At 30.5% G+C, this 25,219-nt stretch carries 25 protein-coding genes, 1 tRNA gene and 1 pseudogene; 20 read left to right on the top strand and 7 right to left on the bottom strand.

The annotated features are described in order from the left end of the window. Positions 1-174: 174 nt before the first annotated feature. Positions 175-1,458 carry an HAD hydrolase-like protein gene (locus tag LBD57_RS06310; RefSeq protein WP_373470488.1) on the top strand — a complete coding sequence of 428 codons (1,284 nt, stop codon included), beginning with the start codon at positions 175-177 and terminating at the stop codon, positions 1,456-1,458. A 131-nt stretch (positions 1,459-1,589) separates the two neighbouring features. Here LBD57_RS06310 and LBD57_RS06305 read toward each other — a convergent pair whose 3' ends face one another. Further along, positions 1,590-2,561: a transposase gene (locus LBD57_RS06305; RefSeq protein WP_373470487.1), complete on the bottom strand. Its 972-nt coding sequence runs from the start codon at positions 2,559-2,561 to the stop codon at positions 1,590-1,592. A gap of 205 nt (positions 2,562-2,766) precedes the next feature. Here LBD57_RS06305 and LBD57_RS06300 point away from each other — a divergent pair. The 3 genes and pseudogenes from LBD57_RS06300 to serS form a co-directional block, all read left to right on the top strand. Continuing rightward, a pseudogene (locus tag LBD57_RS06300) lies at positions 2,767-2,976 on the top strand (NUDIX domain-containing protein); the annotation flags it as partial. Positions 2,977-3,418: 442 nt separating this feature from the next. Then, positions 3,419-6,937, top strand: coding sequence for a DNA polymerase III subunit alpha (locus tag LBD57_RS06295; RefSeq protein WP_373470486.1), 3,519 nt, complete (start codon positions 3,419-3,421; stop codon positions 6,935-6,937). Positions 6,938-6,949: 12 nt separating this feature from the next. After that, positions 6,950-8,224, top strand: a complete 1,275-nt coding sequence (gene serS / locus LBD57_RS06290; RefSeq protein WP_373470485.1) for a serine--tRNA ligase — start codon at positions 6,950-6,952, stop codon at positions 8,222-8,224. A gap of 537 nt (positions 8,225-8,761) precedes the next feature. On the opposite strand, the gene LBD57_RS06285 is transcribed toward serS, so the two are convergent. Both LBD57_RS06285 and folD read right to left on the bottom strand, forming a co-directional pair. Further along, positions 8,762-9,553 (bottom strand): hypothetical protein, encoded by a 792-nt coding sequence (locus LBD57_RS06285; protein ID WP_373470484.1) that lies wholly within the window; start codon positions 9,551-9,553, stop codon positions 8,762-8,764. A 29-nt stretch (positions 9,554-9,582) separates the two neighbouring features. Continuing rightward, the gene (gene folD / locus LBD57_RS06280) at positions 9,583-10,449 is read right to left on the bottom strand and encodes a bifunctional methylenetetrahydrofolate dehydrogenase/methenyltetrahydrofolate cyclohydrolase FolD (protein ID WP_373470483.1); all 867 of its coding nucleotides are present in this window, start codon (positions 10,447-10,449) and stop codon (positions 9,583-9,585) included. Between the two features lie 98 nt (positions 10,450-10,547). Here folD and LBD57_RS06275 point away from each other — a divergent pair. From LBD57_RS06275 to thiC, 14 genes are all read left to right on the top strand, one after another. Next, positions 10,548-10,639: transfer RNA gene (locus tag LBD57_RS06275), tRNA-Ser, on the top strand. 122 nt (positions 10,640-10,761) lie between these two features. After that, complete coding sequence (gene rpsP / locus LBD57_RS06270) at positions 10,762-11,004, top strand: 30S ribosomal protein S16 (RefSeq protein WP_373470482.1); 243 nt, start codon at positions 10,762-10,764, stop codon at positions 11,002-11,004. 47 nt (positions 11,005-11,051) lie between these two features. Then, on the top strand, positions 11,052-11,282 hold the full coding sequence (locus LBD57_RS06265; protein WP_373470481.1) for a KH domain-containing protein: 231 nt from the start codon (positions 11,052-11,054) through the stop codon (positions 11,280-11,282). 4 nt (positions 11,283-11,286) lie between these two features. Further along, complete coding sequence (locus LBD57_RS06260) at positions 11,287-11,598, top strand: ribosome maturation factor RimM (protein WP_373470480.1); 312 nt, start codon at positions 11,287-11,289, stop codon at positions 11,596-11,598. After that, positions 11,588-12,331, top strand: a complete 744-nt coding sequence (gene trmD / locus LBD57_RS06255; protein WP_373470479.1) for a tRNA (guanosine(37)-N1)-methyltransferase TrmD — start codon at positions 11,588-11,590, stop codon at positions 12,329-12,331. The genes LBD57_RS06260 and trmD overlap by 11 nt, the downstream gene beginning before the upstream one ends. After that, positions 12,319-12,717, top strand: a complete 399-nt coding sequence (gene rplS, locus LBD57_RS06250) for a 50S ribosomal protein L19 (protein ID WP_373470478.1) — start codon at positions 12,319-12,321, stop codon at positions 12,715-12,717. The genes trmD and rplS overlap by 13 nt, the downstream gene beginning before the upstream one ends. Before the next feature lie 11 nt (positions 12,718-12,728). Further along, positions 12,729-13,337 (top strand): ribonuclease HII, encoded by a 609-nt coding sequence (locus tag LBD57_RS06245; protein ID WP_373470477.1) that lies wholly within the window; start codon positions 12,729-12,731, stop codon positions 13,335-13,337. Positions 13,338-13,366: 29 nt separating this feature from the next. Beyond that, on the top strand, positions 13,367-13,744 hold the full coding sequence (locus LBD57_RS06240; protein WP_373470476.1) for a YraN family protein: 378 nt from the start codon (positions 13,367-13,369) through the stop codon (positions 13,742-13,744). Positions 13,745-13,896: 152 nt separating this feature from the next. Beyond that, on the top strand, positions 13,897-14,529 hold the full coding sequence (locus tag LBD57_RS06235; protein ID WP_373470475.1) for a tetratricopeptide repeat protein: 633 nt from the start codon (positions 13,897-13,899) through the stop codon (positions 14,527-14,529). A 20-nt stretch (positions 14,530-14,549) separates the two neighbouring features. Continuing rightward, positions 14,550-15,050, top strand: coding sequence for a hypothetical protein (locus LBD57_RS06230; RefSeq protein ID WP_373470474.1), 501 nt, complete (start codon positions 14,550-14,552; stop codon positions 15,048-15,050). Positions 15,051-15,055: 5 nt separating this feature from the next. Then, positions 15,056-15,550, top strand: a complete 495-nt coding sequence (locus LBD57_RS06225) for an adenylyltransferase/cytidyltransferase family protein (protein ID WP_373470473.1) — start codon at positions 15,056-15,058, stop codon at positions 15,548-15,550. A gap of 199 nt (positions 15,551-15,749) precedes the next feature. Continuing rightward, complete coding sequence (locus tag LBD57_RS06220; RefSeq protein WP_373470472.1) at positions 15,750-17,336, top strand: AAA family ATPase; 1,587 nt, start codon at positions 15,750-15,752, stop codon at positions 17,334-17,336. 120 nt (positions 17,337-17,456) lie between these two features. After that, complete coding sequence (locus tag LBD57_RS06215) at positions 17,457-17,969, top strand: thiamine-phosphate pyrophosphorylase (protein WP_373470471.1); 513 nt, start codon at positions 17,457-17,459, stop codon at positions 17,967-17,969. Position 17,970: 1 nt separating this feature from the next. Continuing rightward, positions 17,971-19,236, top strand: a complete 1,266-nt coding sequence (gene thiC / locus LBD57_RS06210) for a phosphomethylpyrimidine synthase ThiC (protein ID WP_373470470.1) — start codon at positions 17,971-17,973, stop codon at positions 19,234-19,236. A 4-nt stretch (positions 19,237-19,240) separates the two neighbouring features. Here thiC and LBD57_RS06205 read toward each other — a convergent pair whose 3' ends face one another. Further along, on the bottom strand, positions 19,241-19,690 hold the full coding sequence (locus tag LBD57_RS06205) for a hypothetical protein (RefSeq protein ID WP_373470469.1): 450 nt from the start codon (positions 19,688-19,690) through the stop codon (positions 19,241-19,243). Between the two features lie 100 nt (positions 19,691-19,790). Between LBD57_RS06205 and LBD57_RS06200 the strand changes: the two genes are divergently transcribed. Together LBD57_RS06200 and LBD57_RS06195 are read left to right on the top strand one after the other, a co-directional pair. Beyond that, positions 19,791-20,318 carry a DUF4416 family protein gene (locus LBD57_RS06200; RefSeq protein ID WP_373470468.1) on the top strand — a complete coding sequence of 176 codons (528 nt, stop codon included), beginning with the start codon at positions 19,791-19,793 and terminating at the stop codon, positions 20,316-20,318. Beyond that, positions 20,318-21,403 carry a metallophosphoesterase gene (locus LBD57_RS06195; RefSeq protein WP_373470467.1) on the top strand — a complete coding sequence of 362 codons (1,086 nt, stop codon included), beginning with the start codon at positions 20,318-20,320 and terminating at the stop codon, positions 21,401-21,403. The genes LBD57_RS06200 and LBD57_RS06195 overlap by 1 nt, the downstream gene beginning before the upstream one ends. A 99-nt stretch (positions 21,404-21,502) precedes the next feature. Here the strand turns inward: LBD57_RS06195 and aepY are convergent, their stop codons facing one another. The 3 genes from aepY to LBD57_RS06180 are packed head-to-tail and all read right to left on the bottom strand — an operon-like array spanning position 21,503 to position 25,014. Continuing rightward, positions 21,503-22,621, bottom strand: a complete 1,119-nt coding sequence (gene aepY / locus LBD57_RS06190) for a phosphonopyruvate decarboxylase (protein WP_373470466.1) — start codon at positions 22,619-22,621, stop codon at positions 21,503-21,505. A 1-nt stretch (position 22,622) separates the two neighbouring features. Continuing rightward, positions 22,623-23,921, bottom strand: a complete 1,299-nt coding sequence (gene aepX / locus LBD57_RS06185; RefSeq protein ID WP_373470465.1) for a phosphoenolpyruvate mutase — start codon at positions 23,919-23,921, stop codon at positions 22,623-22,625. 22 nt (positions 23,922-23,943) lie between these two features. Then, the gene (locus LBD57_RS06180) at positions 23,944-25,014 is read right to left on the bottom strand and encodes a phosphonoacetaldehyde reductase (protein WP_373470464.1); all 1,071 of its coding nucleotides are present in this window, start codon (positions 25,012-25,014) and stop codon (positions 23,944-23,946) included. Between the last annotated feature and the right edge of the window lie 205 nt (positions 25,015-25,219).

Here is a 25,219-nt window from a genome sequence, read left to right as displayed (position 1 = left end):
GTGCAGTTAATTTTACAAAGAAACCATTCTTTATATATACAATCACATATAACAATCAATATCCTCATCTATTTCTATTAAATATCTACCTCTCTACAAAACATAATATACATTATAGGGCATCATTCTAATCTCATAGAAAACTTTTTACAAACTTATTATCCTAAAGTTAAGTTGGTAAAAAATGAAAAGTATTTAACTACAAATAATATGTATTCATTGTATTTAGCGTTGAATTTTATTTTAGATAAATATAACTTTAATTTTGATATTTTATTTATTAGTAATGGTGATTGTCTTTACGAATCAGATTTAATGAATGATTTTGTTAATTGTAAGTATAATAATGCAATAGGCGTTGATGTAGGTAAATATTTTGAAGACTCAATGAAAGTTGTGGTTAAAAATAATAGGATTATTGATATATCAAAGAACATTTTGCCAGAAAGTTCTTATGGCGTTTCAATCGACTTATATAAATACTCAAATAGCGCTGTAAAAAAGTTGTATGAAATTGTGAAAGGTTTTGTTGAAATTAATAAAGATTTAAATCAGTGGACCGAAAAAGGTATATCTATTTTACTTAAATCCATAGAAGGGTTGCCGTTCAACATTAGCAATAGGAAATGGGCAGAAATTGACAGCATTGATGACTATTTATATGCTAATAAAGTATTTACAAAATTCGATATAAAACAAAAACAAGCTTTTCTGTGTGATTTAGATGGGACGTTATTTATTGGCAATAGTCCAATAAATAATGCGATTAAGTTTGTTATAGAAAATCAAAATAATTTTGATTTTTATTACATAACAAATAATACTTCTAAAACACCAAAAGATTACGTTGAAAAATTAAATAAATTTGAGATAAAAGCAAATATTAAAAATATTATAACACCTCTTTATTCGTTGATTAATAAAATTAAAGAAAAAAAATTTAAATCAGTATATCTAGTTGCAAATAAAAAAGTATACGATTTCTTAAAGTCGGAACTAGAGAATATTAACTTAGATTTTGATTTAGGTAATAATGAAGCTGTTATATTAACTTATGATACAGAAATTAATTACAATAAACTTAAGAAAATAGCAGCACTCCTTAATAAAAAAACCCAAGTTGAATATTATGCTACACATATGGATATTGTATGCCCAAGTGAAGATGGCAATGTCCCAGATATAGGTTCTTTTATAGAACTTATTAATTTAACATCACATAAAAAGCCATCTATTGTTTTTGGTAAACCAAATAAAAGTTTAATTGAACACATAGTCAATAGATATGGTGTTGAAAAAGTTGTTGTGGTTGGCGATAGGATTTATACGGATGGACAACTTGCAAAAAAAGCTCAATGTGATTTTATATGCGTGCTGTCAGGGGAAACTACCCTTATTGAGTTATCTAAGATGACTTCAGATTTTTTAGTTTTAAAAGATTTGGGCGAATTGAGCTAGGAAACATTAATGCTAAAGTCAGGAAAAAGTGTACATACAAATTTTATAATATTATTACAAAATACTCATTATATTAAACATTTTGTTAATTATACTGATTTAAAATATAAGGACGAGGTTTTCTGGAATTATTAATTTAGCAGATCTAATAATCTTTGTATTTCTTGGTCAATTTCTGGCTCTGCAGTATATTCTTTAGACCCAATAGATATAACTACCGTTCTTAATGGCTTTAATCTTTGCACAAATTTTTTTATGCTGGTATTAGTTCTATCTTGAATATATCTTGAAATTGCAAGTGCAGTAAAACATATAGTTAAATGTGCTTCTATTGAATGTCTAGTTTGATGAAATATAGGTCTTGCTTTTAAGTCTGACTTTGCCATTCTAAACGATTTTTCTACTTGAAAAAGATTATGATACGCTTTAATTATTTCCTCCTTGTCTAGATCTAAATTTGTTACATACCCTTTTATTCCTGCTTTTAGTTTTGCTTCTTTTATTAATTTCTGATTTATTTCTTTATGCGAACGTACTATTTTTAAAAATCGTGATTTTTTTATCATAGAATTATCAGATAATTGCATTTGTGCTTTTTTAATTTGCTTATGTATGTTTAATAAATCTAGCTTTGCCCTTTGTTGCTTATATTGATAAATAACTCTTCTAATAGCAATTTTTCTGGTTATTTTATTTATAAATTCTTTAGTAGTATCAAATATTTGTCCATCTGTTAGTTTTTCTGACTCTTTTGCTTTTCGATATTCTTTTATTGCGTATGGTGTTTTTGCTAATCTAGACCCTACTATAAATTTGAATCCGTCCTCCTCTAATATATCTAAATTCTCTGCTGATAACATTGCTGCATCAGATACTACAGTTATATTTTTAATACCGCAATCCCGCTTAAATTTTTTCAATACAGGTATTAGTGTTTTTGTTTCTGCTTGATTACCTTCAAATGAACTTATAGCAAGTGGAAATCCTTTTTCATTAACTAGTAATCCAACTATTATTTGTGGTTCTAGTCTCCCTTCTTTACTAATAATTCTGACTTTCGTTGTTCCATTGTTCAATTTAGACTGATGTATATATCTCCCCATGTCAATATTTTATCAAAATGATAGTGTATTAAAATATGTTATACTTAAATATAATGGAGAAAAGGTTTAATTTTAGTTTAATAATTAAAAAAAGGATTTTTAAATGCTTCATTTGCCGGTTGCATCACATTTGTTACTTAGAAAAAATAATGAGATTTTATTGTTAAGAAGGTTTTAGACTGGATATGAAGATGGAAATTATAGTCTTGTTGCTGGCAAGATCAATGGTGTAGAAACAACAAAACAAGCGATGATTCACGAAGCAAAAGAAGAAGCAGGTATTGATATTACTGATAAAGATTTGCAAGTTGTACAAGTTATGCATCGTAATCGATACGGTGATGAACGAATCGATTACTTTTTTGATTGTTGTAAGTGGCAAGGTGAAATAGTAAATGTAGAACATCATAAGTGAGATGATTTGTCTTGGTTTAATATAAACAATTTGCCAGATAATACCATAGATTATATTAAGTTTGCCTTAGAACAATATCTAAAAGGGGAGAAATTTACATTTTTTGGTTGGTAAAAAAGTTATTAAAAGTATACCTCAGCTACCTTTCTTTAGTTCTATTTTGTAACAGATTGTTCTCTTGTATCTCAGTACAGAGGTCTTAAAAAGGACTGAAGTTAATGTAAAGCTCTTATTCTCCGATTTTACCAAAAGCCAATGATGGCATCTCTCCAGAATATTCTTTTGTTGTTCCTCCGCTTCATAAAAGTTGGAGTATAAACAAGAATATTGATGTTGTTCCATTAGGGAAATTGAAGAAACTTCTTTCCGGGAATGGATATAATTAACTAAAGTTGTAAAATCTAAGGGTCTCTAATAAAAACCCTAAAGTAACAGGTGTTTTATGGCTAAAGAATTTATACATTTACATAACCATACTGAATATTCTTTGCTTGATGGGGCGTGTAGGCTTACAGATGATAAAGGAAATCCTGGAGAGCTGTTTAATCTCATAGCTAATGAATATAAGATGTCTGCACTTGCAATTACTGATCATGGCAATATGTATGGCGCTATGGAATTTTATTGGGCGGCAAAGCAAAGCGGGATAAAACCAATTATAGGTTGTGAAGTTTATGTTGCTCCAAAGTCGCGTTTTGATAAAAGTATTGACAGAAGCTGTGAGGATGGAGATAATTATAATCATTTGACATTAATTGCTAAAGATTTTCAAGGCTACCAAAATCTTATGCGACTAGTTAGTATAGGGTTTACTGAAGGGTTTTATTATAGACCTCGTATTGATAAGGAAGTTTTAAAAAAATATAGTAAAGGGATAATTGCTCTTTCGGGTTGTGTTGCTGGCGAAGTTGCAAAATCTTTATTAAGAGCTAATATTGAAAAAGCAAAAAAAATAGCTGTGGAGTACCGAGACATTTTTGGCAAAGACAATTTTTATATAGAAATTATGGACAATGGTCTTGAAGAACAACAGAAAATAATGCCTGATTTTCTTGATTTATCAAAGAAAACTAATATCCCACTTGTTGCTACAAATGATTGCCACTATCTAAGAAAAGAGGATGCTGAAATCCAAGATATTTTGCTTTGTATAGGGACAAATAAAGAATTGAACGATCCTAAGAGGTTGAGGTTTACCTCAGATCTTTTTTACTATCGTAGCGCAGAAGATATGATAAAAACGTTCTCTTATGTGCCAGAAGCTATAAAAAACACTTTAGTAATTGCAGAAAAAACAAATCTTGAAATAAGCACAGACAAATTGCTTTTACCACAATTTCCTGTTCCAAAAGAATACAAATCTGATTCAGATTATCTTGAGACTTTATGTACCCAAGGCCTTAAAACAAGATATCCAGATTTAAAACAAGAACATAAAGAAAGATTAAAACAAGAATTTTCTGTTATAAATAGAATGGGCTTTGCCTCGTATTTTTTAATAGTCTCAGACTTTGTAAAATATTCTAAAGAGCATGGGATTTCTGTAGGACCTGGCAGAGGTTCTGGAGCCGGGTCTATGGTTGCATACACTTTAGGCATAACAGATATCTGTCCTTTAAACTATGATTTACTGTTTGAGAGGTTTTTAAACCCGGACAGACGTTCAATGCCTGATTTAGATATAGATTTTGCAGATTCTGGCAGAGACGAAGTTGTAAAATATGTGCGCCAAAAATATGGTGAAGATAAGTGTGCCCAAATTATAACATTTGGATCAATGCAGGCTAGACTTGTTATAAAAGATGTAGCAAGAGTCTTAGGGTTTACTCCTACTGAATCAAACAATATTGCAAAACTTATACCTCAAAATACAAGTATTAAAGATGCTCTAGAAACTTCAATAGATTTGGCTAAACTTGTTAAATCAGATGAAAAAATTGCAAGACTTATATCTATTTCACGAAAACTTGAAGGGCTAAAAAGACATACAGGTGTACACGCTGCTGGCATGGTTATAGCAAATGAAGAAATTACAAATTATTCCCCGCTTGCAAAAGGCTCAAAAGATATTATTACAACTCAGTATGATGGTGTTGTATTGCCGCAACTAGGACTGTTAAAGGTTGACTTTTTAGGATTAAGAACACTTACTATTATTGATGATAGTATTAATTTCATACATAAGAACAATCCAGATTTTAATTTGAATGATATTCCTTTAGATGATAATAAGACTTTTCAACTACTAGATGAAGCAAAGACAATGGGCGTGTTTCAGCTTGAAAGTAGAGGTTTGCGTGATTTAATAAGAAAACTTAAGCCAAGTTCAATAGATGACATTATAGCTTTAATTGCTTTATATCGGCCTGGACCTATGGGGTCAGGTATGTTAGACGATTTTGTAGATCGCAAACATGGGAAAACAGCAATTACTTATGATCATCCTTTACAAGAACCTATACTAAAAAGTACTTATGGTGTTATTTTATATCAAGAACAAGTAATGAAAATATCTGTAGCTTTAGCAGGTTTTACTCCGGGAGAAGCAGACAATTTACGTAAAGCAATGAGCAAAAAAATTCCTGAAGTTATTGAAAAACAAAGAGAAAAGTTTATAAATGGTGCCAAACAAAAAGGTATTGATAAAAAAATATCTGAAAAAATATTTAATAATATTGCAGCTTTTGCGGGGTATGGTTTTAATAAATCTCATGCTGCTGCTTACGGTATAGTATCTTATAGGACAGCTTATTTAAAAGCAAATTATCCTTTAGAATATTTAACTGCATTACTCAACAGCGAAATAGGACGTTCTACAATAAAAGACAATGAAGAAAGCAAACTTATGATGTATTTAGATGATGCAGAGATTTCTGGTATTAAAATTTTGCCTCCAGATGTACAATATTCTGACGGGGAATTTAAAATAGAAGATAAAAATATAAGATTTGGACTTCTTGCTGTTAAAAATGTTGGCGAAGGCTTAACTGAGTCTATAGAGAAGGCAAGGATAATGAGTGGATCTTTTCAAAAATTTAAAGACTGGGATGACTTTTTGCAAAAGATTGATTTAAAGTCTACAAATAAAAAAGCACTTGAAAGTCTTGCAAAAGCAGGAGCTTTTGATTCTTTTGGGAATGAAAGACTACAAATCAGAGCAGACTTAATTGCTAGTATAGATTCATCTGTAGATAAAGCTTCAAAAATAAAACAGGATAAGAATTCGCCACAAGGGTTTTTGTTTGACAGTGCAGAAACTATTAGTGTATCTTCTCTTCAAAAATCAAAACCTTTAGACATTTTTGAAGCTTTAGATTTTGAAAGAGAAGTTTTAGGGTTTTATTTTTCAGGGCATCCTCTTACACCTTTAAAAAGAGAACTTATAGCTTATTCCAACTTCAGATTAGACAGACTGCCTGAACCTAAAGAAAATGTTGATTTTAAAACAGCGCAAAAAGTTCGTGTAGCAGGGATGATAAGTTCTGTAAAAAAACTTACTTCTAAAAGAAAAGAGCTTTATGCCAGATTTAAAATGGAAGATTTACATGGCAGCGTAGATGCTATAATGTTTCCAAAAAATTTTGAACGGTTTAGTAGTTATCTTGTTCCTAATAATGTTGTTGTAGTAAAGGGTGGTCTTATGGGATCTCAAGGACAACCAGAAATTATAGTGGACGATATTATAACTCTAGAAGAAGCAAAGAAGAAGTTTCCTCCTAATAGTGGAGAAGTACACATAAAATTTTCGACTACAAGATATGACAATATTTTAAATGAACAATTAAAAAAGACTCTTGAAAATTATAAAGGAAAATCTAGAGTTTTTATAGATTTAGAAGATTTATTTCATGGGAAATTCTCTATTGAAACAGGATTTCTTGTAGAATGTTCAGATAAATTTATAAATGATGTTGAAGCTTATATAGGGAAAGATTCTGTTGAACTTCACTATTCAAATTGAATGGGAGATACAATGTTAGACATGAAATTTATTAGAGAAAATGTTGAATTTGTAAAACAAGCAATGCTTTCTAGAAACAAAAATGTTGACTTAGAACAACTTTTAAAATGGGATATAGAAAGAAAAGCTGTAATAAGCGAACTAGAATCTTTAAGACTTAAAAGGAATAAAGAATCTGAGCAAATAGGTAACCTCAAAAGAGATGGGAAAGAAGCATCTCAAGATATACTTGCAGAAATAAACGAACTGAGAAATGTAATACAACAACAAGAAAAACAATTGTTAATGATAGAAAATCAAATGGATGATTTTTTGCTTAATCTTCCAAATATTCCTGATGATAGCGTCCCAATAGGGAAAGATGAAAAATACAACAAGGTTATAAAGCTTATTGGTAACCCAAAAGAATTTTCTTTTAAACCTAGACATCATTGGGAAATTGGCGAAAAGCTTGGAATTTTAGATTTTGAGATAGCATCAAAAATTTCAGGGACACGCTTTTCAGTATTTAAAAATGAAGGGTGTGCTTTAGAAAGAGCAATTGTTTCTTTTTTTCTTGATACTCACAAAGAAAGAGGCTATCAAGAAATAATGACCCCTTATCTTGTAAACAGTGCTTCTATGAGAGGGACAGGACAACTTCCTAAATTTGGTGAGGATGCGTTTAAATGTGAGGGTGACGATTTGTATCTAATACCGACTGCAGAAGTGCCTGTTACAAATATTTATAGAGACGATATTCTCGATGAATCTAAGCTTCCTCAAAACTTTGTTTCTTATTCATCATGTTTTAGAAGGGAATCTGGGACTTACGGCAAAGATACAAAAGGACTTATAAGAAACCATCAGTTTGATAAAGTGGAGCTTGTAAAATTTGTAGAGGCTAAAAATTCAAACATGCATCTAGAAAGCTTAGTTTGTGATGCAGGACATGTTTTAGAGCTTTTAGGACTTCCCTATAGAGTAGTTCTCTTATCTACTGGAGATATGGGGTTTTCTTCAGCAAAGACTTATGACTTAGAAGTATGGCTTTCAGGAGATTCAATATATAGAGAAATTTCGTCGTGTTCAAATTTTAAAGATTTTCAGGCAAGAAGAATGAACATAAAAGTAAAATATAAGGACAAGAAAAAAGAATTTTTACATACTCTTAACGGATCAGGGGTTGCCGTGGGGAGAACGTTTGCTGCTATTTTAGAATATTATCAACAAGAAGATGGATCTGTGATGGTTCCAGAAGTTTTACGTAAATATACAAATTTTGATGTTATTAAACCAAAAAAGTAATTTTGACTTGAAAAATAAATTTACAGAAATTGAAAAAATTGTCACCAAAGGCAAGCTTGTTTATCTTACAAAAAATTGATATGGGTCAATGGTGATTTTGAATTTACAATAATATGAAGATTTGATACAGATATTGAGTTAAAACCTGACAAAGCTGATATTGTAATAAAAGTAAACTCTTCCATTATAATCACAAAGATATTTTTAAGATAAAACTCTATTACCGGTCAATCCAAGAGGATGTTAGTTAAAAAAATACAGTTTTGAGTAAAATAAAAAAACCATCTATTAATTAGATGGTTTTTTTATTTTACTCTTTATTTTACTTTTTTTTCGTAGTCGTTTTCTTTTTTGTCGTTTTAGTTTTAGATGCTACTTTCTTTACAACCTTTTTTTTAGCGGCTGACTTTTTTGTTTTGCACCCGCATCCACAAGCCATATTCGGCTCCTTTTTGGGAAAAGATTCCCTTGTTTTTCGCCTAAAGCACAAAACGCTTTAGCTAAAATAGACAGATAATATATAGTAAAAATAAAAATTTATTTCAAGTCGTTGGGCGCTTGTCTAGGAGGAAGATTAATACTTCTCATTACAAAAATTCCAGAAATAATGGCACCAACAAAATAAATAGTCCAAAGATAGGTATAGTAAGTTCCTGCAATAGCTGCGACTCCAGCTATAATAAAAGCAAATCCAAATATAATAAGACTTGCTTCAAGATATCTCCATTTTGTAGGTATCAGATTATAAACATCTGTAAGCTTATAATCATGTCGTCTATGCCTTACATAAGCTGCAGCAAGAAGTAAAAACCCCACAGGAGAAACAAGCTGGCAAATTAAATGTATCAAAACAAGCTGTATTGAAGATACAGAATGAAACCATATAGAATCATAAATAGTAATATTGCCCCATACGGATATAATTTTCGACTCTGTTACGGCAATGCTATTTATAAGAGAAAATATAGTCCCCATTAATACGCCTATTGTATAAGCTGCAAATTTACTTGAATGTGGTGCTCCACTTGGTGTTGGCACCCAATGAAAAATAGCTACAAGAATAGATGGCGAAATGACTGCCATTAAAAAAAACTGTCTTGTACAATTAACTATTAAAGGCCAAGGGTGAGACCCTAAAATATTTTGCAAAGGTCGCGTAATAAAGTAAATGCCAAATAATATAAAGGCAGTTTCAAGTTTTCTAAATCCAATTTCTCCAAACATTATAGAACGAAATTTGCTTGTGCGATTTACTTGTAGTGCCATAAAAAAATACATAAGCCCTGCAAAAAATGGCAAAAAAAAAGTTACTATGAAATTAAAATTCATTATATCTCCAAAATAACTAATAATTAAAATTATCTTTTATTATTGAATGCTTTTAATGTATTTTCTAAAAGCATTGTTATTGTCATGGGCCCAACGCCACCTGGCACAGGTGTTATATCTATATTCATATCTTTAACGGAGTCAAAATCTACATCACCGCACAAACCTTCAGAGGTTCTATTAATCCCAACATCAACAATTACTGTATTATCTTTTATAAAATCTTTGTTTATAAATTTTGGTTTCCCAATAGCTGCAACTATGATATCTGCATTTTTACATAAATTTTTTAAATTGTTAGTTTTTGAATGAGCCATTATTACAGTTGCATTATTTGCTAGCAACATCATAGAAAGAGGTTTGCCAACAAGGCTAGATCTCCCAATAACAACGGCAGTTTTACCTACTATATTTATGTTAGACATTTGTAACATATGTATAATTCCAAGTGGCGTACAAGAAACTAAAATATTTCTTTCTATAATTTCGTCCCAACTTTTTGAAATGCTTAACAACCCTACATTAAAAGGGTGTAGTCCATCTACGTCTTTTAATGGATTTATACTATTAATACACTCTTGCGCATCTTGATTATTTGGGAGAGGAAGTTGTAATAAAATACCATCAACTTCCTGATTGGTGTTTAAATTTTTTATTAATGCGATAATATTTTCTACAGCTGTATCTTCATTTAAACTGTGATGAAAAGATTTAATACCTACATCTTCACATGCTTTAATCTTAGATTTAATATATACTTGGCTTGCTGGGTTTGCCCCAACTAAAATTGTTGCTAATCCTGGAACTTTCCCAGTTTGTTGTTTAATTTTTTTAATTTTATTTTTAATTTCTATTTTTTTTTCATTTGATATCTTTTTGCCATCAATTAGCCTCATCATTACCCTCTTTTTAATAAACGATAGCATATTTTACAAATAATTATAAATTCTTTGCAACGTATAAATATTTTTAGTATAATCCAAATATGTGGGATGGAGGGGTCGCATAGTTGGTCTAGTGCGCTGGTTTGCTAAACCGGTGTACGGATGAAAGTCCGTACCGAGAGTTCGAATCTCTCCCCCTCCGCTTTAGTTTATTAGTCAACAACAACTTGACAAATAAAAAACTATTTATTATATATTTCTTTTAATGCTTCAACTCTAGACTTGATATTTAAAGTTGCGAGTTAGTACTACGGAGGTACAGAGATGGCAGTACGTTTACGTTTGCAAAGAAGTGGAAAACCAAAAAGACCTTATTATAAAATTGTGGCTATTGACCAAAGGGCAAAAAGAGATGGACAACCTATTGAGATTTTAGGGCAGTATGATCCAATAGCTCAAGATAATAAATGCAATGTTAATATGGAAAGAATCAATTACTGGCTGAATATAGGAGCAAAAGCTTCTGAAACTGTTGTCGCATTGATAAAAAAGAATCAAACAATATAGTAGTCGTCAAGCAGTGTTAAAGTTCTTGTTTTAAAACAGGGGGATTTATGAAGGATTTAGTACTTCTAATTGCGAAAGCTTTAGTTGATGATTCAAATCAAGTTGAAGTCAAAGAAGTTGCTGGAGAAAAAGCTACTGTTCTAGAACTTAAAGTTGCAGCTGGAGACAGAGGAAAAATTATTGGGAAAGAGGGAAGAATTATTAAAGCAATAAGAGTTATTGTAAATTCAGCTTCTGCAAAGCTTGATAAGAGAGCAACTGTTGAAGTAGTAGAGTAAAATAATGGATTTGAAAAAAAATGATTTAAAGTGGAAGGTCTCTGATATCTTGGGCTTTGAGGTTTTTAATCAAAATGGCTACAGATTAGGGATTCTTTCTGATGTTATATCTACGGGTAGTAATGATATTTGGGTTGTTAAATATTATAATGAAGAAATTTTAATTCCTGCATTAAAAAATGTAATAAAAGAAGTTAACATTGCAAGGAAGAAAATTTTTGTTGTTTTACCCAAAGAGTATGATGATATTTATGGCCAAGTAAAATCGGCTGATGATACTTTTGAGTATAATGGTTATTTTGTTTATGAAGATTGATATTCTTACAATATTTCCGAAAATATTTCAGGGGTTTTTTTTAGAAAGTTTGATAGGGAAAGCAGTAAGAAAAGGTGTTTTAGAAGTAAGGCTAACAGATATAAGATCTTTTTCTAAAGATAAACATAAAAAGGTTGATGATAAACCGTTTGGCGGTGGTGTAGGTATGGTTTTAAAGCCAGAACCTTTATATGATGCTATAAAGAGTGTCGGGGTGAAAAAAAAGAACAACCTCTACAAAAATTTTTATGCTAAACCGTATGTAATTTATATGTCACCTCAAGGCAAGACTTTAAATAATGAAATTGTAAAAGAATTTTCAAAGTTTAAACATTTAGTTTTTGTTTGTGGACACTATGAAGGTATAGATGAACGTATTATTGACTATGTTGATGAAGAAATATCTATAGGTGACTACGTACTTACTGGTGGCGAAGTCTCAACCATGGTTGTAGTAGATAGTGTCGCAAGAATGCTTCCTGGAGTTATAAAAGAAGAGTCTTCAGTAAAAAACGATTCTTTTTACAACGGGTTTTTAGATTATCCACATTATACAAGACCAGCTATATTTAAAGGACGTAAAGTGCCTGATGTTTTATTGTCTGGAGATCATAAAAAAATTGATCAATGGCGGAAAAACGAATCATATGAACGTACAAAAAAACGGCGACCGGATTTATTAAAAAAGCTAATTTTAGAAAATTTAAATAGGAGCAGCAAATGTCATTGTTAGAATATGTTCAATCCTCACAAAAAAAAGATTTAGGTGTGTCTTTTAGAGCTGGCGATCAGCTGAAAGTATATTTTAAGGTTATTGAAGGTTCAAACGAAAGAATTCAAGTTATTGAAGGTATAGTAATCCGTATAAAAGGCAGTGGCCTTTCAGAAACTTTTACGTTAAGAAAAGTTTCTTTTGGCGTAGGAGTAGAAGTAATTTTCCCTATTAATTCCCCTCGTATTGAAAAAATTGAAGTTGTAAGGCACGGAAAAGTGCGTAGAGCAAAACTTTATTATCTGAGAAACCTTTCAGGTAAAGCTGCAAGAATTTCTGAAGATTCTGCAAGAAGAGTTGCTGTTGTTAATAAAGTTAAGTCAGCTCAAGTACCTTCTGCAAAGTAACTAAAAAATAGATGGATTTATTTGCTTTTGATAAATTTTTTTACTGTAAAGGACTCAAGTTCGTAGCTGGTATTGATGAGGCAGGGAGAGGTCCTTTAGCTGGGCCTGTAGTAGCTTCAACCGTAATCCTTCCTAAAAACTGTCTAATTGACGATTTAAACGATTCAAAGAAACTATCCCCTAAAAAAAGAGACCTTCTTTTCAAGATAATAAAAGAAAAAGCTTTATTTTATACTGTTTCTATTGTAGACAATTATATAATAGATAAAATAAATATTTTACAAGCTACGCTTCTTGCTATGAAAAATAGTGTTTTGCAATTAGAAATAAAACCGGATATTTGTTTAATAGATGGCAACTGTAAAATAAAAGATTTAGATATTGCTCAAGAGACAATTGTTGGTGGAGATGGAAAAAGTGCTGCTATTGCAGCAGCTTCAATACTTGCAAAAGTTACAAGAGATAATTTAATGGACGAATATGCAAAAAGATATCCTTTATATGGTTTTGATAAACATAAAGGATATGGTACTAAGAAGCATATTGAAGCTATAAATCAACATGGTGTTTGCCCAATACACAGAATGTCTTTTGCTCCAATATGCAATATGCACAACTAAAAGGTTCTAAAATATTGTGGGATTATTTTGTGTTTTTTAAAACAAAAACTACAAGAGATTTGGGTTTTGATAAAGAAAAAGAAGCAGTAAAGTACATAAAAAATCTTAAGTATAAAATATTAGCAACAAATTTTACTACTAAGTTTGGCGAAATAGACATAATCGCAAAAGATAAAGATACGCTGGTTTTTATAGAAGTAAAATATAGAAAATCGCTATGCAGTGGCACTCCTCAAGAAGCAGTAGAGTTCACCAAGCAACAAAAAATTATTAAATCTGCTATTGTGTATATAAAGAAAAATAACATTAAAACGAACTTCCGTTTTGACGTAGTAGCATTATATGATGATAAAATTGAATTGATTAAATCTGCGTTCGTCCCTGCAGATAATCAGTTTTATATTTAATAATCAAAATAGTTTGTCAAAAGTTTATTTAATTGACTCTAAAGAAATGCTTTGTTATAATTTTACAGATATAAATATACTATCTGCACAGAATTCTACCATAATAAAGTCTATCAATAGAAATAAATATTAAATAGAGAGGGTTATTCAAAATGAAGGTTAACTTAAAAGAAATAATCTCAAAAATACTAAGAAAACAAAAAGAAGATAAAAGAATTAAATTTTTTACAGCTATAAGTACTATGTTAGCGGTAATAATTACCATTATTTTTATTGTATATTTTAAATGCCATCAAAGTAATATGGCTTCTACAAAACTAGCTTTGGTTTATACTTCTTTTGCTCAAGGTAATCAAAAGCAAGGTATAGAATTGTTAGATGAAATGATATCTAAATACCCTAAAATGCCTGCAGCATACCAAGCAAGACTTTTAAAGGCAGACATTTCTACCCAATTAGGTGTGTATGAAGAAGCTCTAAAATTGTTAAATGATACTGTAAAAGATGGAAAACCTGAAAAAATAAAACCTTTAGCTCAGGTAAGAATAATTTATGTTTTTGATACGAAACGAGATTATTTTAATGCTATAAATGCTTCAAAAGACTTTGTTAATAAATACTCAGATCATTTTTTAATAAAAGATATCTACCTAAATTTAGCGGAATATTACCTTCTTTCAGGTTCTAAAGATGAAGCGCTAAAAACGTTTAATGAGATTTTAATTAATTTCCCCGCAACTCCAGAAGCAGAAAAAGCTCAAAAAAGAATTAACGAAATAAAATAGAATTATAGAAGGACCTGTTTATGAAAAAATTTGCTTTAGCTATAGCATTTACATTTATGGTTACTATTTCTGCTTTCTCTCAAGAGACAATGAATGATAGTTTTAAAGGTAGAATTGCCTTAGGTACAAATACTACATGGATAAGAAGCACTGCAGTAGCAGCAAGATATTATTTAACAGACATAATTGGCCTTGAAGGGTTTTTAAGTTTTAGGACAGTTTCAGGTAATTATAGCGGTAGGTTTGGTAATGCTTATGCTGTTGGTATAAAAGCGTTACGAATAATTAAATCTTATAAAAAATTGAATATTTACACATCGTCTACAGTAGGACTACATTCAGGCAGGTCTTCTCAACAAGACGTAACCTTAATTGCAGGACTTGGCTTAGAATGGTTTGTTTTAGATAACTTATCTTTATCATCAGAATGCGGCCTTAGATTAACTTTAGGAAATAGCTTTACTCGATTTGCAAGCGATGTAGACGATATTCCAAACGTAAGTATAAGGTTTTATTTATAAAAATTATGAAAAGTCTAAAAGATATCAAAAGAGTATTAACCATAAAAGAAATGAAGCAAGAAGTTTTAAATCTTCAAAAAGAGGGTAAAAAAGTAGTTTTTACAAATGGATGTTTTGACCTATTGCATTTAGGTCATATTAGTCTTTTTAATAAAGCAAAAAGCTTAGGCGATATTTTAATAGTTGCAATAAATTCAGACAAATCTTTGAGTTGTCTTAAAGGGCCTAAGAGACCATTAGTTTCCCAAAAAGATAGAGCCAAACTTATACTTTCTTTAAAGCCTGTAGATTATGTTGTTGTTTTTGGGGAACAAACACCATCAAAAATTTTAAAAGAACTTCGTCCAGACATTCTAGTTAAAGGTGGCGATTATAAGCTTTCAGAAATTGTTGGCAGAGAGTATGTACATAAAGTGTACAGATTCCCATTTATAAAAGGGAAATCAACTACAAATTTAATAAATCTAATAGTAGATAGATACAGCGGGCGAGCCGTTTAAAATAATATTATAGTAAAATGTTTCATATCTTAAACCAAAAGAGAATATATGAAGCATTAAATAAAGAATAATTAATATTATATTTTTTTATTGAACGGAGCTTTTTAAAGATACTACCTAAAATATATTTGAAAGATGTTGATATAGTTGTAGTTTAATTTAAATAATAGAGCTTTGAATTAAAAAGAAGAAGGGAAAGATGAAAAAGTTACCGATAGGTTTGCAAACACTAGAAGATTTAAGAAAAAGAAATGGTATATACGTAGACAAGACAGAGCATATATACAAAATGGTAACAGAAGCAGGCAAGTTTTTCTTTTTATCACGTCCTCGTAGATTTGGCAAATCTTTACTTATAAGTACTTTCAAAGAGTTGTTCAAGGGAAGTAAACAATTATTTGAAGGGTTATATATATATGACAAATGGGTCTGGTCTAAAAAATATCCCATTATTCATTTAGACTTTTCCGAGATTGAATATGAAACAGTCGAACAATTAAAAGATTCTCTTGAGAAGTTTTTAGATGACACAGCCATAAGAGAAAATATTACACTAGATAAAACAGAGACACGACTTATAAACGCTAAGTTTGCAGAACTAATAGAGAAGTTGCATGAAAGTACAGGTCAACAGGTAGTGGTATTGATAGACGAATATGATAAACCAATAATAGATAATATTATAGATAAACAAGTATATGATAAAGTAAAAAGGATTCTTCATAACTTCTACCAAGTTATAAAAGGCAACGATACCCATTTAAAGTTTGTTTTTATGACAGGAGTATCAAGATTTTCAGGAGTTTCTATTTTTTCAGGATTAAATAATCTCAATGATATTACTGTAGATGAGAGATATTCTGCTATTTGTGGATATACTCAAAAAGAACTAGAAATGAATTTTAAAGACTATATTTTATTATTGTCCAAAAAATTAGATTTAAAATATGAAAAGATTATTGCTTTAATAAAAGAGTGGTATAACGGATATTCTTGGGATGGAGAAATGTCAGTTTATAATCCGTTTTCAACGCTTATGCTCTTTGATAAAAATATATTTGAAAATTATTGGTTTCGTACGGGAACACCTACCTTTTTAATAGAACTTCTAAAGAAAAACAATCAACTGACTGGAATATTTGAACCTATAGTAGTAGATGATATAGCTTCAAATAGTTATGATGGCGGGGATATAGACACGATTGATCTTTTATTTCAAACAGGCTATTTGACGATAAAAGAAAGGAAGATATATTTAGGAGTACCAGAATATACTCTTAATGTTGCAAATTTTGAAGTAAAAGATTCGTTGGTTAGATATCTTCTAAATGCGTATAGTAACTATCCGTTAAAGGAATTAAAAGGCCTACAAACAACAGTGCATCAACAGTTACAAGATTTAGATGGGGAAGGGTTGTCAGAAAGTATAGGAAAACTTTTTGTAAATATTCCATATCCGTTGCATATAGGAAAAGAAGCATATTGGCATTCATTGTTTTTGCTGGCAATGAATGCTTTAGGTTTTGATTTTAAAGGAGAAATCCTAACGAACAAAGGAAGACTAGACGCAGTGTGGAAAGGGAAAGATTTTGTGGTAGTCTGTGAAATAAAATATAGCGTTAAAAAAACTATTATAAAGATGTTAGAAGAGGCATTAAAACAGATTGAAGACAAGAAATATTATGAAGCGTATTCAAGCAAAAAGGTAGTTTTACTTGGTATTGCGTTTAATGGAAAAGATGTAAAGTGTAAATTTGGAAAACTATATTCAAAAAATAAAAGTTAGTGAAAGAAAAGAGTAACTTTATAAAACTGTTTAGAAAATGTGTTTAAATTATATTAACATAACTGTAGTTTAATACAATATACTGGCCCACTTTTAAATTTGAAACAATAGTAGATAGATATGGACCTAAAAAGACGTAAAAATAACCTTGATAATAAAATCAACAATAAAAAAATAAGTCTTTGTTCTATTAATAATTCCTATTCAGAATCTGTATTAAGAATTATCGATGCTAATTTAAACCGTTGTCGCGAAGGGCTGAGAGTTGTAGAAGATAGTTTAAGATTTGTTTTAAATGATGGAAAACTCTATAAAAAAATTCGTGATGTCCGTCACAATACAGATAAAATTTTAAGAAACATCTATAGCTGTATTATAGAAAAACGAAACTCTTTTGATGATTTAGGCAGACAAATGCCAGAAACCTCAAAAAAAGATTTCCGGTCTGTAATTATTGCTAACTTTAAAAGAGCGCAAGAATCTTTAAGAGTTTTAGAAGAATATTCCAAAATTTTTTATCCTGAATTTTCGCCAGAATTTAAAAAACAAAGATATGAAGCTTATACCATAGAAAAAGCAGTTTATTTAAAATATAAAAATTTTTTATGGCAAGATAATACTAAAAGGAAATAAAATGACGTTAATTGAACTTGTTCAGGGAAAGAAAGAAAGTGATTTAATAAAGAAAGTTGCTCAAATAGAAAGTTTAAGTGAAGAATTTATTAGGGAAGGTGTTGCAGCAGGGACTATAGTTATACCTAGAAATATAAATAGAAACGTAAAAAAAATTGTCGGCATCGGTGCAGGATTAAAAACTAAAGTTAATGCCAATATTGGGACTTCGCCAGAACATATAAATATCACAGAAGAACTTACAAAGCTTGATATTGCAGTTAAAGCTGGAGCAGATGCAGTGATGGACTTATCCACTGGGGGAAATTTAACACAAATAAGAAAAGAAATTCTTGCAGCTTCCCCTGTTCAAGTGGGAACAGTTCCTATTTATGAAGCAGCTTGTAGAACAGTTGCAAAAGGTAAAAAAATATCTCAGCTGGATGGAGATCTTTTATTTGATGTTATAGAAGAGCAAGCAGAACAAGGAGTAGATTTTATTACGGTTCATTGTGGTATTAACAAATCTACTGTAGAAATATTAAATAGACAAGGGCGTTTAGCTGGTGTTGTAAGTAGAGGAGGCTCTTTCATAGTTAAGTGTATTAACGCAACAGGGAAGGAAAACCCTTTGTACGAGCAATACGATAGACTTTTGGCAATTGCCAAAAAGTACGATATTACTTTAAGTTTAGGAGATGGGTTTAGAGCAGGGTGTATACAAGACGCTTCAGATGGCCCTCAAATTGCAGAACTCTCAGTTTTAGGAGAACTTGTTTTAAAGACAAGACAAGTGGGAGTTCAATCTATGATAGAAGGGCCAGGGCATGTGCCTTTAAACCAGATAGAAACAAATGTTATACTTGCAAAAAGAATGGGGCATAATGCCCCCTTATATTTTTTGGGTCCTTTAGTTACAGATATAGCCCCGGGATACGACCACATAACATCAGCAATAGGTGGAGCGTTAGCCGCCTCTTACGGAGTTGATTTTATTTGTTATGTCACCCCTGCTGAACATTTGAGGTTGCCAAATATTGAAGATGTCCATGAAGGTGTAATTTCTGCAAAAATAGCAGGACACGCTGCAGATATTGTTAAAGGTGTTAAAGGTGCAAAAGAATGTGATAATGAGATGTCTAAGTGGCGTAAAGCAAGAAACTGGAAAAAACAAAAAGAGTTTTGTTTAGATCCAGAAAAATTTACAAAAGAAAGAGCAAAGTTACCACCACGTCAAGAAGATGTGTGCACGATGTGTGGAGAGTTTTGTTCTATGAGAGATGAGTGAGTTTTTATTTAGTGTGTTTATTTAGATTTTTCTTTAAGAAAATCATATATTTTGGAAAAGTGACAATTGTTTTTGTTTTTCCAATCCAGACGTATGCACCAAGGTCCTTTTGAAATTTAATTTTCGTTGGGTTAGTAGGGTCTAATTCATTTATATACCAAGCGGAACCAATAATGTTTTTGTAACGCTTTTCTTTTTTTACAGTAGAGATAAGATGACCGCTTTGTATAATTAAAACTCCATATTTTTTTAGTTGTTGCTTTACTATTTCTTCGGCTTGATAAGCATCTGGGAAAACGCTTATAAAATTTATATGTAAAATTGCTGCCATGTTCGGGGTTTTCTCTTGGAAGTCTACAGAATAGTCTATATTTTCAACCAAGTTTGCGTAAGATATAACATCCCAAAAAATAAAAAAAAATAACACACTAACAATAAAAAAATATTTTTTCACAATAATACCTTTGATTACAATAATTTATACAAATTGTATTTTACAATTTTAATGTTTTATAGTAAACTTATAAACTAAATATGCCGATAAAGAGGACTCTGTGGGAATTATTGGATCTCCAAAAAAAGTAAAACTGTTTTGTGGAATAATTTTTTCAAACGAAAAAGTAAAACAAGATGCATTTTCTGTTTTAGAAAACAAATTTGGCAAGATAGATTTTATTAGTGATATTATGCTTTTTGATTTTTCAAACTATTATAATCCAGAAATGGGAGAAAATTTAAAACGTTTATGGGTTTCTTTTGAAAAGCTGATTTTGTCGTCACAACTTGCTGGTATAAAAGTTTTTACAAACTCCCTAGAAGAGTCATTTGCAATAAATTCTAAAAGACAAATAAATATAGACCCTGGATATATTACTCCAGCAAATGTTATCCTTGCAACAACAAAAGATTATAGTCATAGGATTTATTTAGATAGTGGTATTTATGGAGAAGTTACAACCATATATAAAAAAAATGGATACACAAAACTTCCATGGTCTTATCCGGACTATCTTTCTGATACAGCTACAAAATTCCTGCTTGAGGCAAGGCAGTCTCTTATAGCGCGTCTTAAGGAGTGTTAATGTTTTTTGTTATAGTGATTATAATATACTGTTTAAGTTTTATTTATATTGCTTGGCGTATAAATTTTGGATTAAATATAAAACCTCCGTATAAAAAATATTTGTACAGTTTATTTGGATTTATTGCTTTTTTAAGTGTTTTATCTTTTATTAATATTAGGCATACCATTCCTTCTATTTGTTATATTGCATCGTTTGGTTTTATGTGTATGGGTGTAGGGCAGGTAATGGTTACTTTTTTTATTGCTAACGATATTATAAATCTTTTAAACCTCATATTTAAAATTAAAAATTTTAGATATTATTCTACACTGGCCACATCATTTTTAAGTATTATAGCTTGTATTATATCTTTGGTAGATTTCATTTTTGTGTTAAATGTGAAAGATATAAACATAAAAGTACCGACCTTACCTGTAGATTCTTTAAAAATAGTTTTAGTTTCAGATATTCATATTGATAAATATACATCCCCCACAATTATAAACAAAATTTTTGATAAGGTTAACAATCTAAATCCTGACATAATAATTATTGCTGGCGATGTTATAGATACAGACATTAATAAGAATGATAGATATCTTAATTTTGGTTTTCAAAAATTGAAAGCTAAATATGGGATATTTGCCGTAACAGGAAACCATGAATACTATACAGGATTGCAATCTTATCTAGATATGTTTGCCAAACTTAATATTAAAGTTTTAGAAAATGAAAGTATTTTGATGGGCAACATTATAAATGTATCAGGTATTAATGATATAGATTATAAAAATTCTAAAAATATTGCTAAAGCTTTATCTAACATAAATAAAAATTACTCTGTACTGTTTTTAAGTCATAGACCAGAATCTTTTGACTATTCTTCTAATATGGGTATTAACATAGTGCAGCTTTCAGGGCATACTCATGCTGGACAAGTCCCACCTGCAACAATAATTAGAAAATATTTTATGAAGTATTATTATGGGTTATATTTTAATAAAGGGTCCACTATGTACATAACTTCAGGTACTAGACTTTGGGGACCACCAATGAGACTTTTTAATACAAGCGAAATAGCTGTTGTTACTTTAGAGAAATAGAGTTCCATAAATTTTTAACAATATATTTTTTGGTATTCCTTTCTTCCTTAGAGTCTAAAAATTGAATTACGATTGCTATAAATAAGAGAAATTGGGAGTTTACAAATTTTTCATTAATGCTATTTTGTTTTCAATAGGGCTAGTTTTTGGCCTTCCCAAGTCTTTTCTTGCTCCTTTTTTTACAAAGATTTCAATAAAAGCTGATGCCTCTTGTTTTTCAGAAAGAATATTTACAAGTTCTTCTATTGTTGTTACTCTACGTACATATTTATACCCGCAGGCAATAGCTACGCCACAAAGGTTAATGCTTTGAGCAATTGTAGACTGCCCTCCAACACTGTCATGTGACTCATTATTTATAACTATATGCCTAAGATTTTTTAAGTTCTTAACACCTACTTGTGCTAGAGCTCCCATATGCATAAGAACTGCACCATCGCCATCTATAACTGTTATGTTTTTATCAGGTTTTTGCAAAGCTACTGATAAGGCTATATGTGAAGTGTGACCCATTGACCCTACAGTCAAAAAATCATGCCAATGGTCCATTTTATATTTGTCTCGTATTTCGTATAACTCTCGTGACGCCATCCCTGTTGTAGAAAAAAATATCTCGTCTCTGTTGGAAGCTTTTACAATTTCTTCTATGGCATCTTCTCTGCTCATTAGTCCTAGCTCTTCTTTCTGGACATTCTTTAGAGAATATGGAGCAAAGGTGTCTTTTTTTACTACTAAAGCATATATAGAATTATTTTTAGATATAAAATCAAAACATATACTCATTTGCTTTTTTAGTTCATTTTCATCGTTTGAAAGTATTTCATATGAGATATCCATAGTTTTAAGTAATTTTAATGTCACTTTTCCTTGTTTTACATGTTGTGGTTCATCATGGACACCTGGCTCACCACGCCATCCTATCAAAAGTAACATAGGAATTTTGTAAACCTCTGCATCTACAAGCGATAAAAGAGGATTAACAGCATTACCTATGCCTGAATTTTGCATATACACCAGTGCTACTTCCCTTGTTGCAATATTATAGCCTGAAGCAAGTGCTATAGCTGCACCTTCATTTACAGCAATAATATGTTTATTTTTCTCGCAATTATCAGTTAAATATGCACAGAAGTTTTTTAACAAAGAATCTGGAACTCCGGTAAAAAAATTGACGTCATGTTTTTTAAGTTCTGAATAAAAAAAAGCTGGTCTTATCATTTTATTTGCTACCAGGTATAAGTTCAATTATTTCTTTTATGGGCATACAAAATTTGTCTGCCTCTAATGCTCTTTCATTTTCTAAAATAGATTTAGCCACATTAACCATAGCAGGATATGAAGCTCTTAAAAGGTGATTTGCGTAAATAACGATATTTACTCCAGCATTTATCAATTCTTCTTCTCTAACCACTGAAAAAGAGGATGGAACAACAACAAGAGGTTTTCTATTGTTTAATTTATTATATCTGCGAGCAAATTTTTCTACTTCATCAAAGGTATTTTTTCTTGAGTGAATCATAATTCCATCTGCGCCAGCATCTATATATGTTGTTGCCCTTAAAATAGCATCGTCAATGCCCTGCTCTAATATTAAACTTTCAATCCTAGCTATTATCATAAAGTTTTGTGTTACTTGTGCTTTTTTTCCTGCATTAATTTTTAATGCAAACATTTCTTTAGTATCTTGTTCTTGCTTAACTTCTATTCCAAATAAAGAATTTTTTTTTAATCCAATTTTATCCTCTATAATAACAGCAGAAATACCCAGTCTTTCTAATGTTTTTACTGTAAAGACAAAATGTTCTATATGTCTACCGTTATCAGCATCAAAAATAATAGGCTTTGTTGTAACATCTAAAATATCTTGTAATCCTTCAATTCTAGTTGTTGTATCAAGATATCCTGTATCAGGTTTTGCTTTTGCAGCACTTTGAGTTAATGACGATATCCATATTCCGTCAAATTCAATCCTGTGATTATTTTGCTCTATATAAAAGTTTTCTACAACTAAACTACTTAACCCATTATGCGCTTCTAAAAATTTTACAATTTTTTTATTTTTAATAAGTCTTCTGAGTCTTCCTAGTCTTATTTCAGGGGTAGTGCCAACTTCTTTGAGTACGTTGTTTAAGTATGTACTAGAAATTCCTTTAGTATATGGAATTTCTATAAGCTTACCTCCCCATGCAGACAAAATATCTATAACATTTTGTCTTACCAGAGACTGCCTTCCTTCCTTCCAGTCATCTCCATGTAATACAAAATCAGGTTTTATCTTTTTTAAATTATCTGTATAATCAAGAGTTTCTTGAGCAATGACTTTGCTAATCCCCTTAATATTTTCTATTATTTTTTTTCGTTCTTTCCAAGTCATAAAAGGCAGTCTTTTGTAACTTGATATGGCTTTATCAGTCAATAATCCAATTATTATCTCCCCTCCTAGCTTTCTTGCTTCTTCTATGATATTCAAATGCCCATGATGTAGCAAATCTGCACTCATACCTATATATATCTTCATTTTTAATCTCCTTTAACTTTTACTAATTCCATTTGTTTAAACAAGTCTTCATATCCTCATATGATAAAATTCTAGGATTATTTTTAAGTCTACCTTTATTTACAGAATTTATTATTGAATCAATATCTAAAATTCCCAATTTGTTTAAATTATATTCTATCCCTATATCTTCAAAAAGTTTCTTAAAATATTCACGGGCATCAGAAATTCCAATTAATTTATATAGTTTAATCATTTGGTTTATAACAAATTGATTTCCTCGTATATCATTACAGTTTTTAGAATTTGTATGTAAATGCAATTCCATTAAACCTGCTATACTCAAAGAAACAGCGTGCCCATGAGGCAATCCGTATAAACTTGTTATTTTGTAAGAAAGAGCATGTGCTGCTGTAGTCTTTGAAATATTTATTGCTTTGCCTGATAAGTTAGAAGCTAGAGCCATTCTTTCAGAATATTTTAGCTCTATGTTATTAACATAACCAATGAGATTCTCTTTGCAAAGTTTAATAGCTCTTTGAGAATAAATAATACTTTCCGGTGTAGATTTTACTGACCAATAAGATTCTATTGCTTGGCAATATGCATCTAATGCTCCACATCCTTTAATATACTTTGGAATACTTTGTGCAAATTGACTATCAACTATACTGTAATCAGGCAAAATATTTTCGTCCTCTACAGATACCTTTTCTCCGTTAACATATAAAACCGCAAATTTTGTCGCTTCAGAGCCAGTACCGATTGTTGTTGGTATGGCTATTAACTTTTTTAAGCTATTAGTATAAAATTTAAAAAGCTTGGCAAAATCTATAACACTACCCCCTCCAATAGCAATAATAACATCAAAACTTTTATCACTTAGTGCTGAAATCGCCAGTTTTATTTCATTTTCCTTTGGGGTAGTGCTAAAGTCATTATAAAAAAAAGAGTCTATACGATAAATTTGCTTTTTTAAAATAGGCTCTACTAATTTAAACGATTTTTTTGCTGTAAAAATAAGAGCATATCTCACCTTCTCTTTCTTTAAAATATTAGAAAGATTATCTACACAGTTTATTCCAAAAAATGTTTTATTCTTTATGAATTTCATTAATCATAACACCTGACTTGTCCATTAAGGTTCTCCCACAAACTTCTTTTTTCCCTTTTACCAGTCAAGTCAGATACTAAAAATGTCCTATAATGTATATTATGTTTTGTAGAGAGGTAGATATTTAATAGAAATAGATGAGGATATTGATTGTTATATGTGATTGTATATATAAAGAATGGTTTCTTTGTAAAATTAACTGCAC

Origin of the sequence: Candidatus Endomicrobiellum cubanum, assembly GCF_031278955.1 — a bacterium.
GTDB lineage: Bacteria > Elusimicrobiota > Endomicrobiia > Endomicrobiales > Endomicrobiaceae > Endomicrobiellum > Endomicrobiellum cubanum.
Note: the sequence above shows the minus strand (reverse complement) of the source record. Positions and strands in the feature narration are given on the sequence as shown.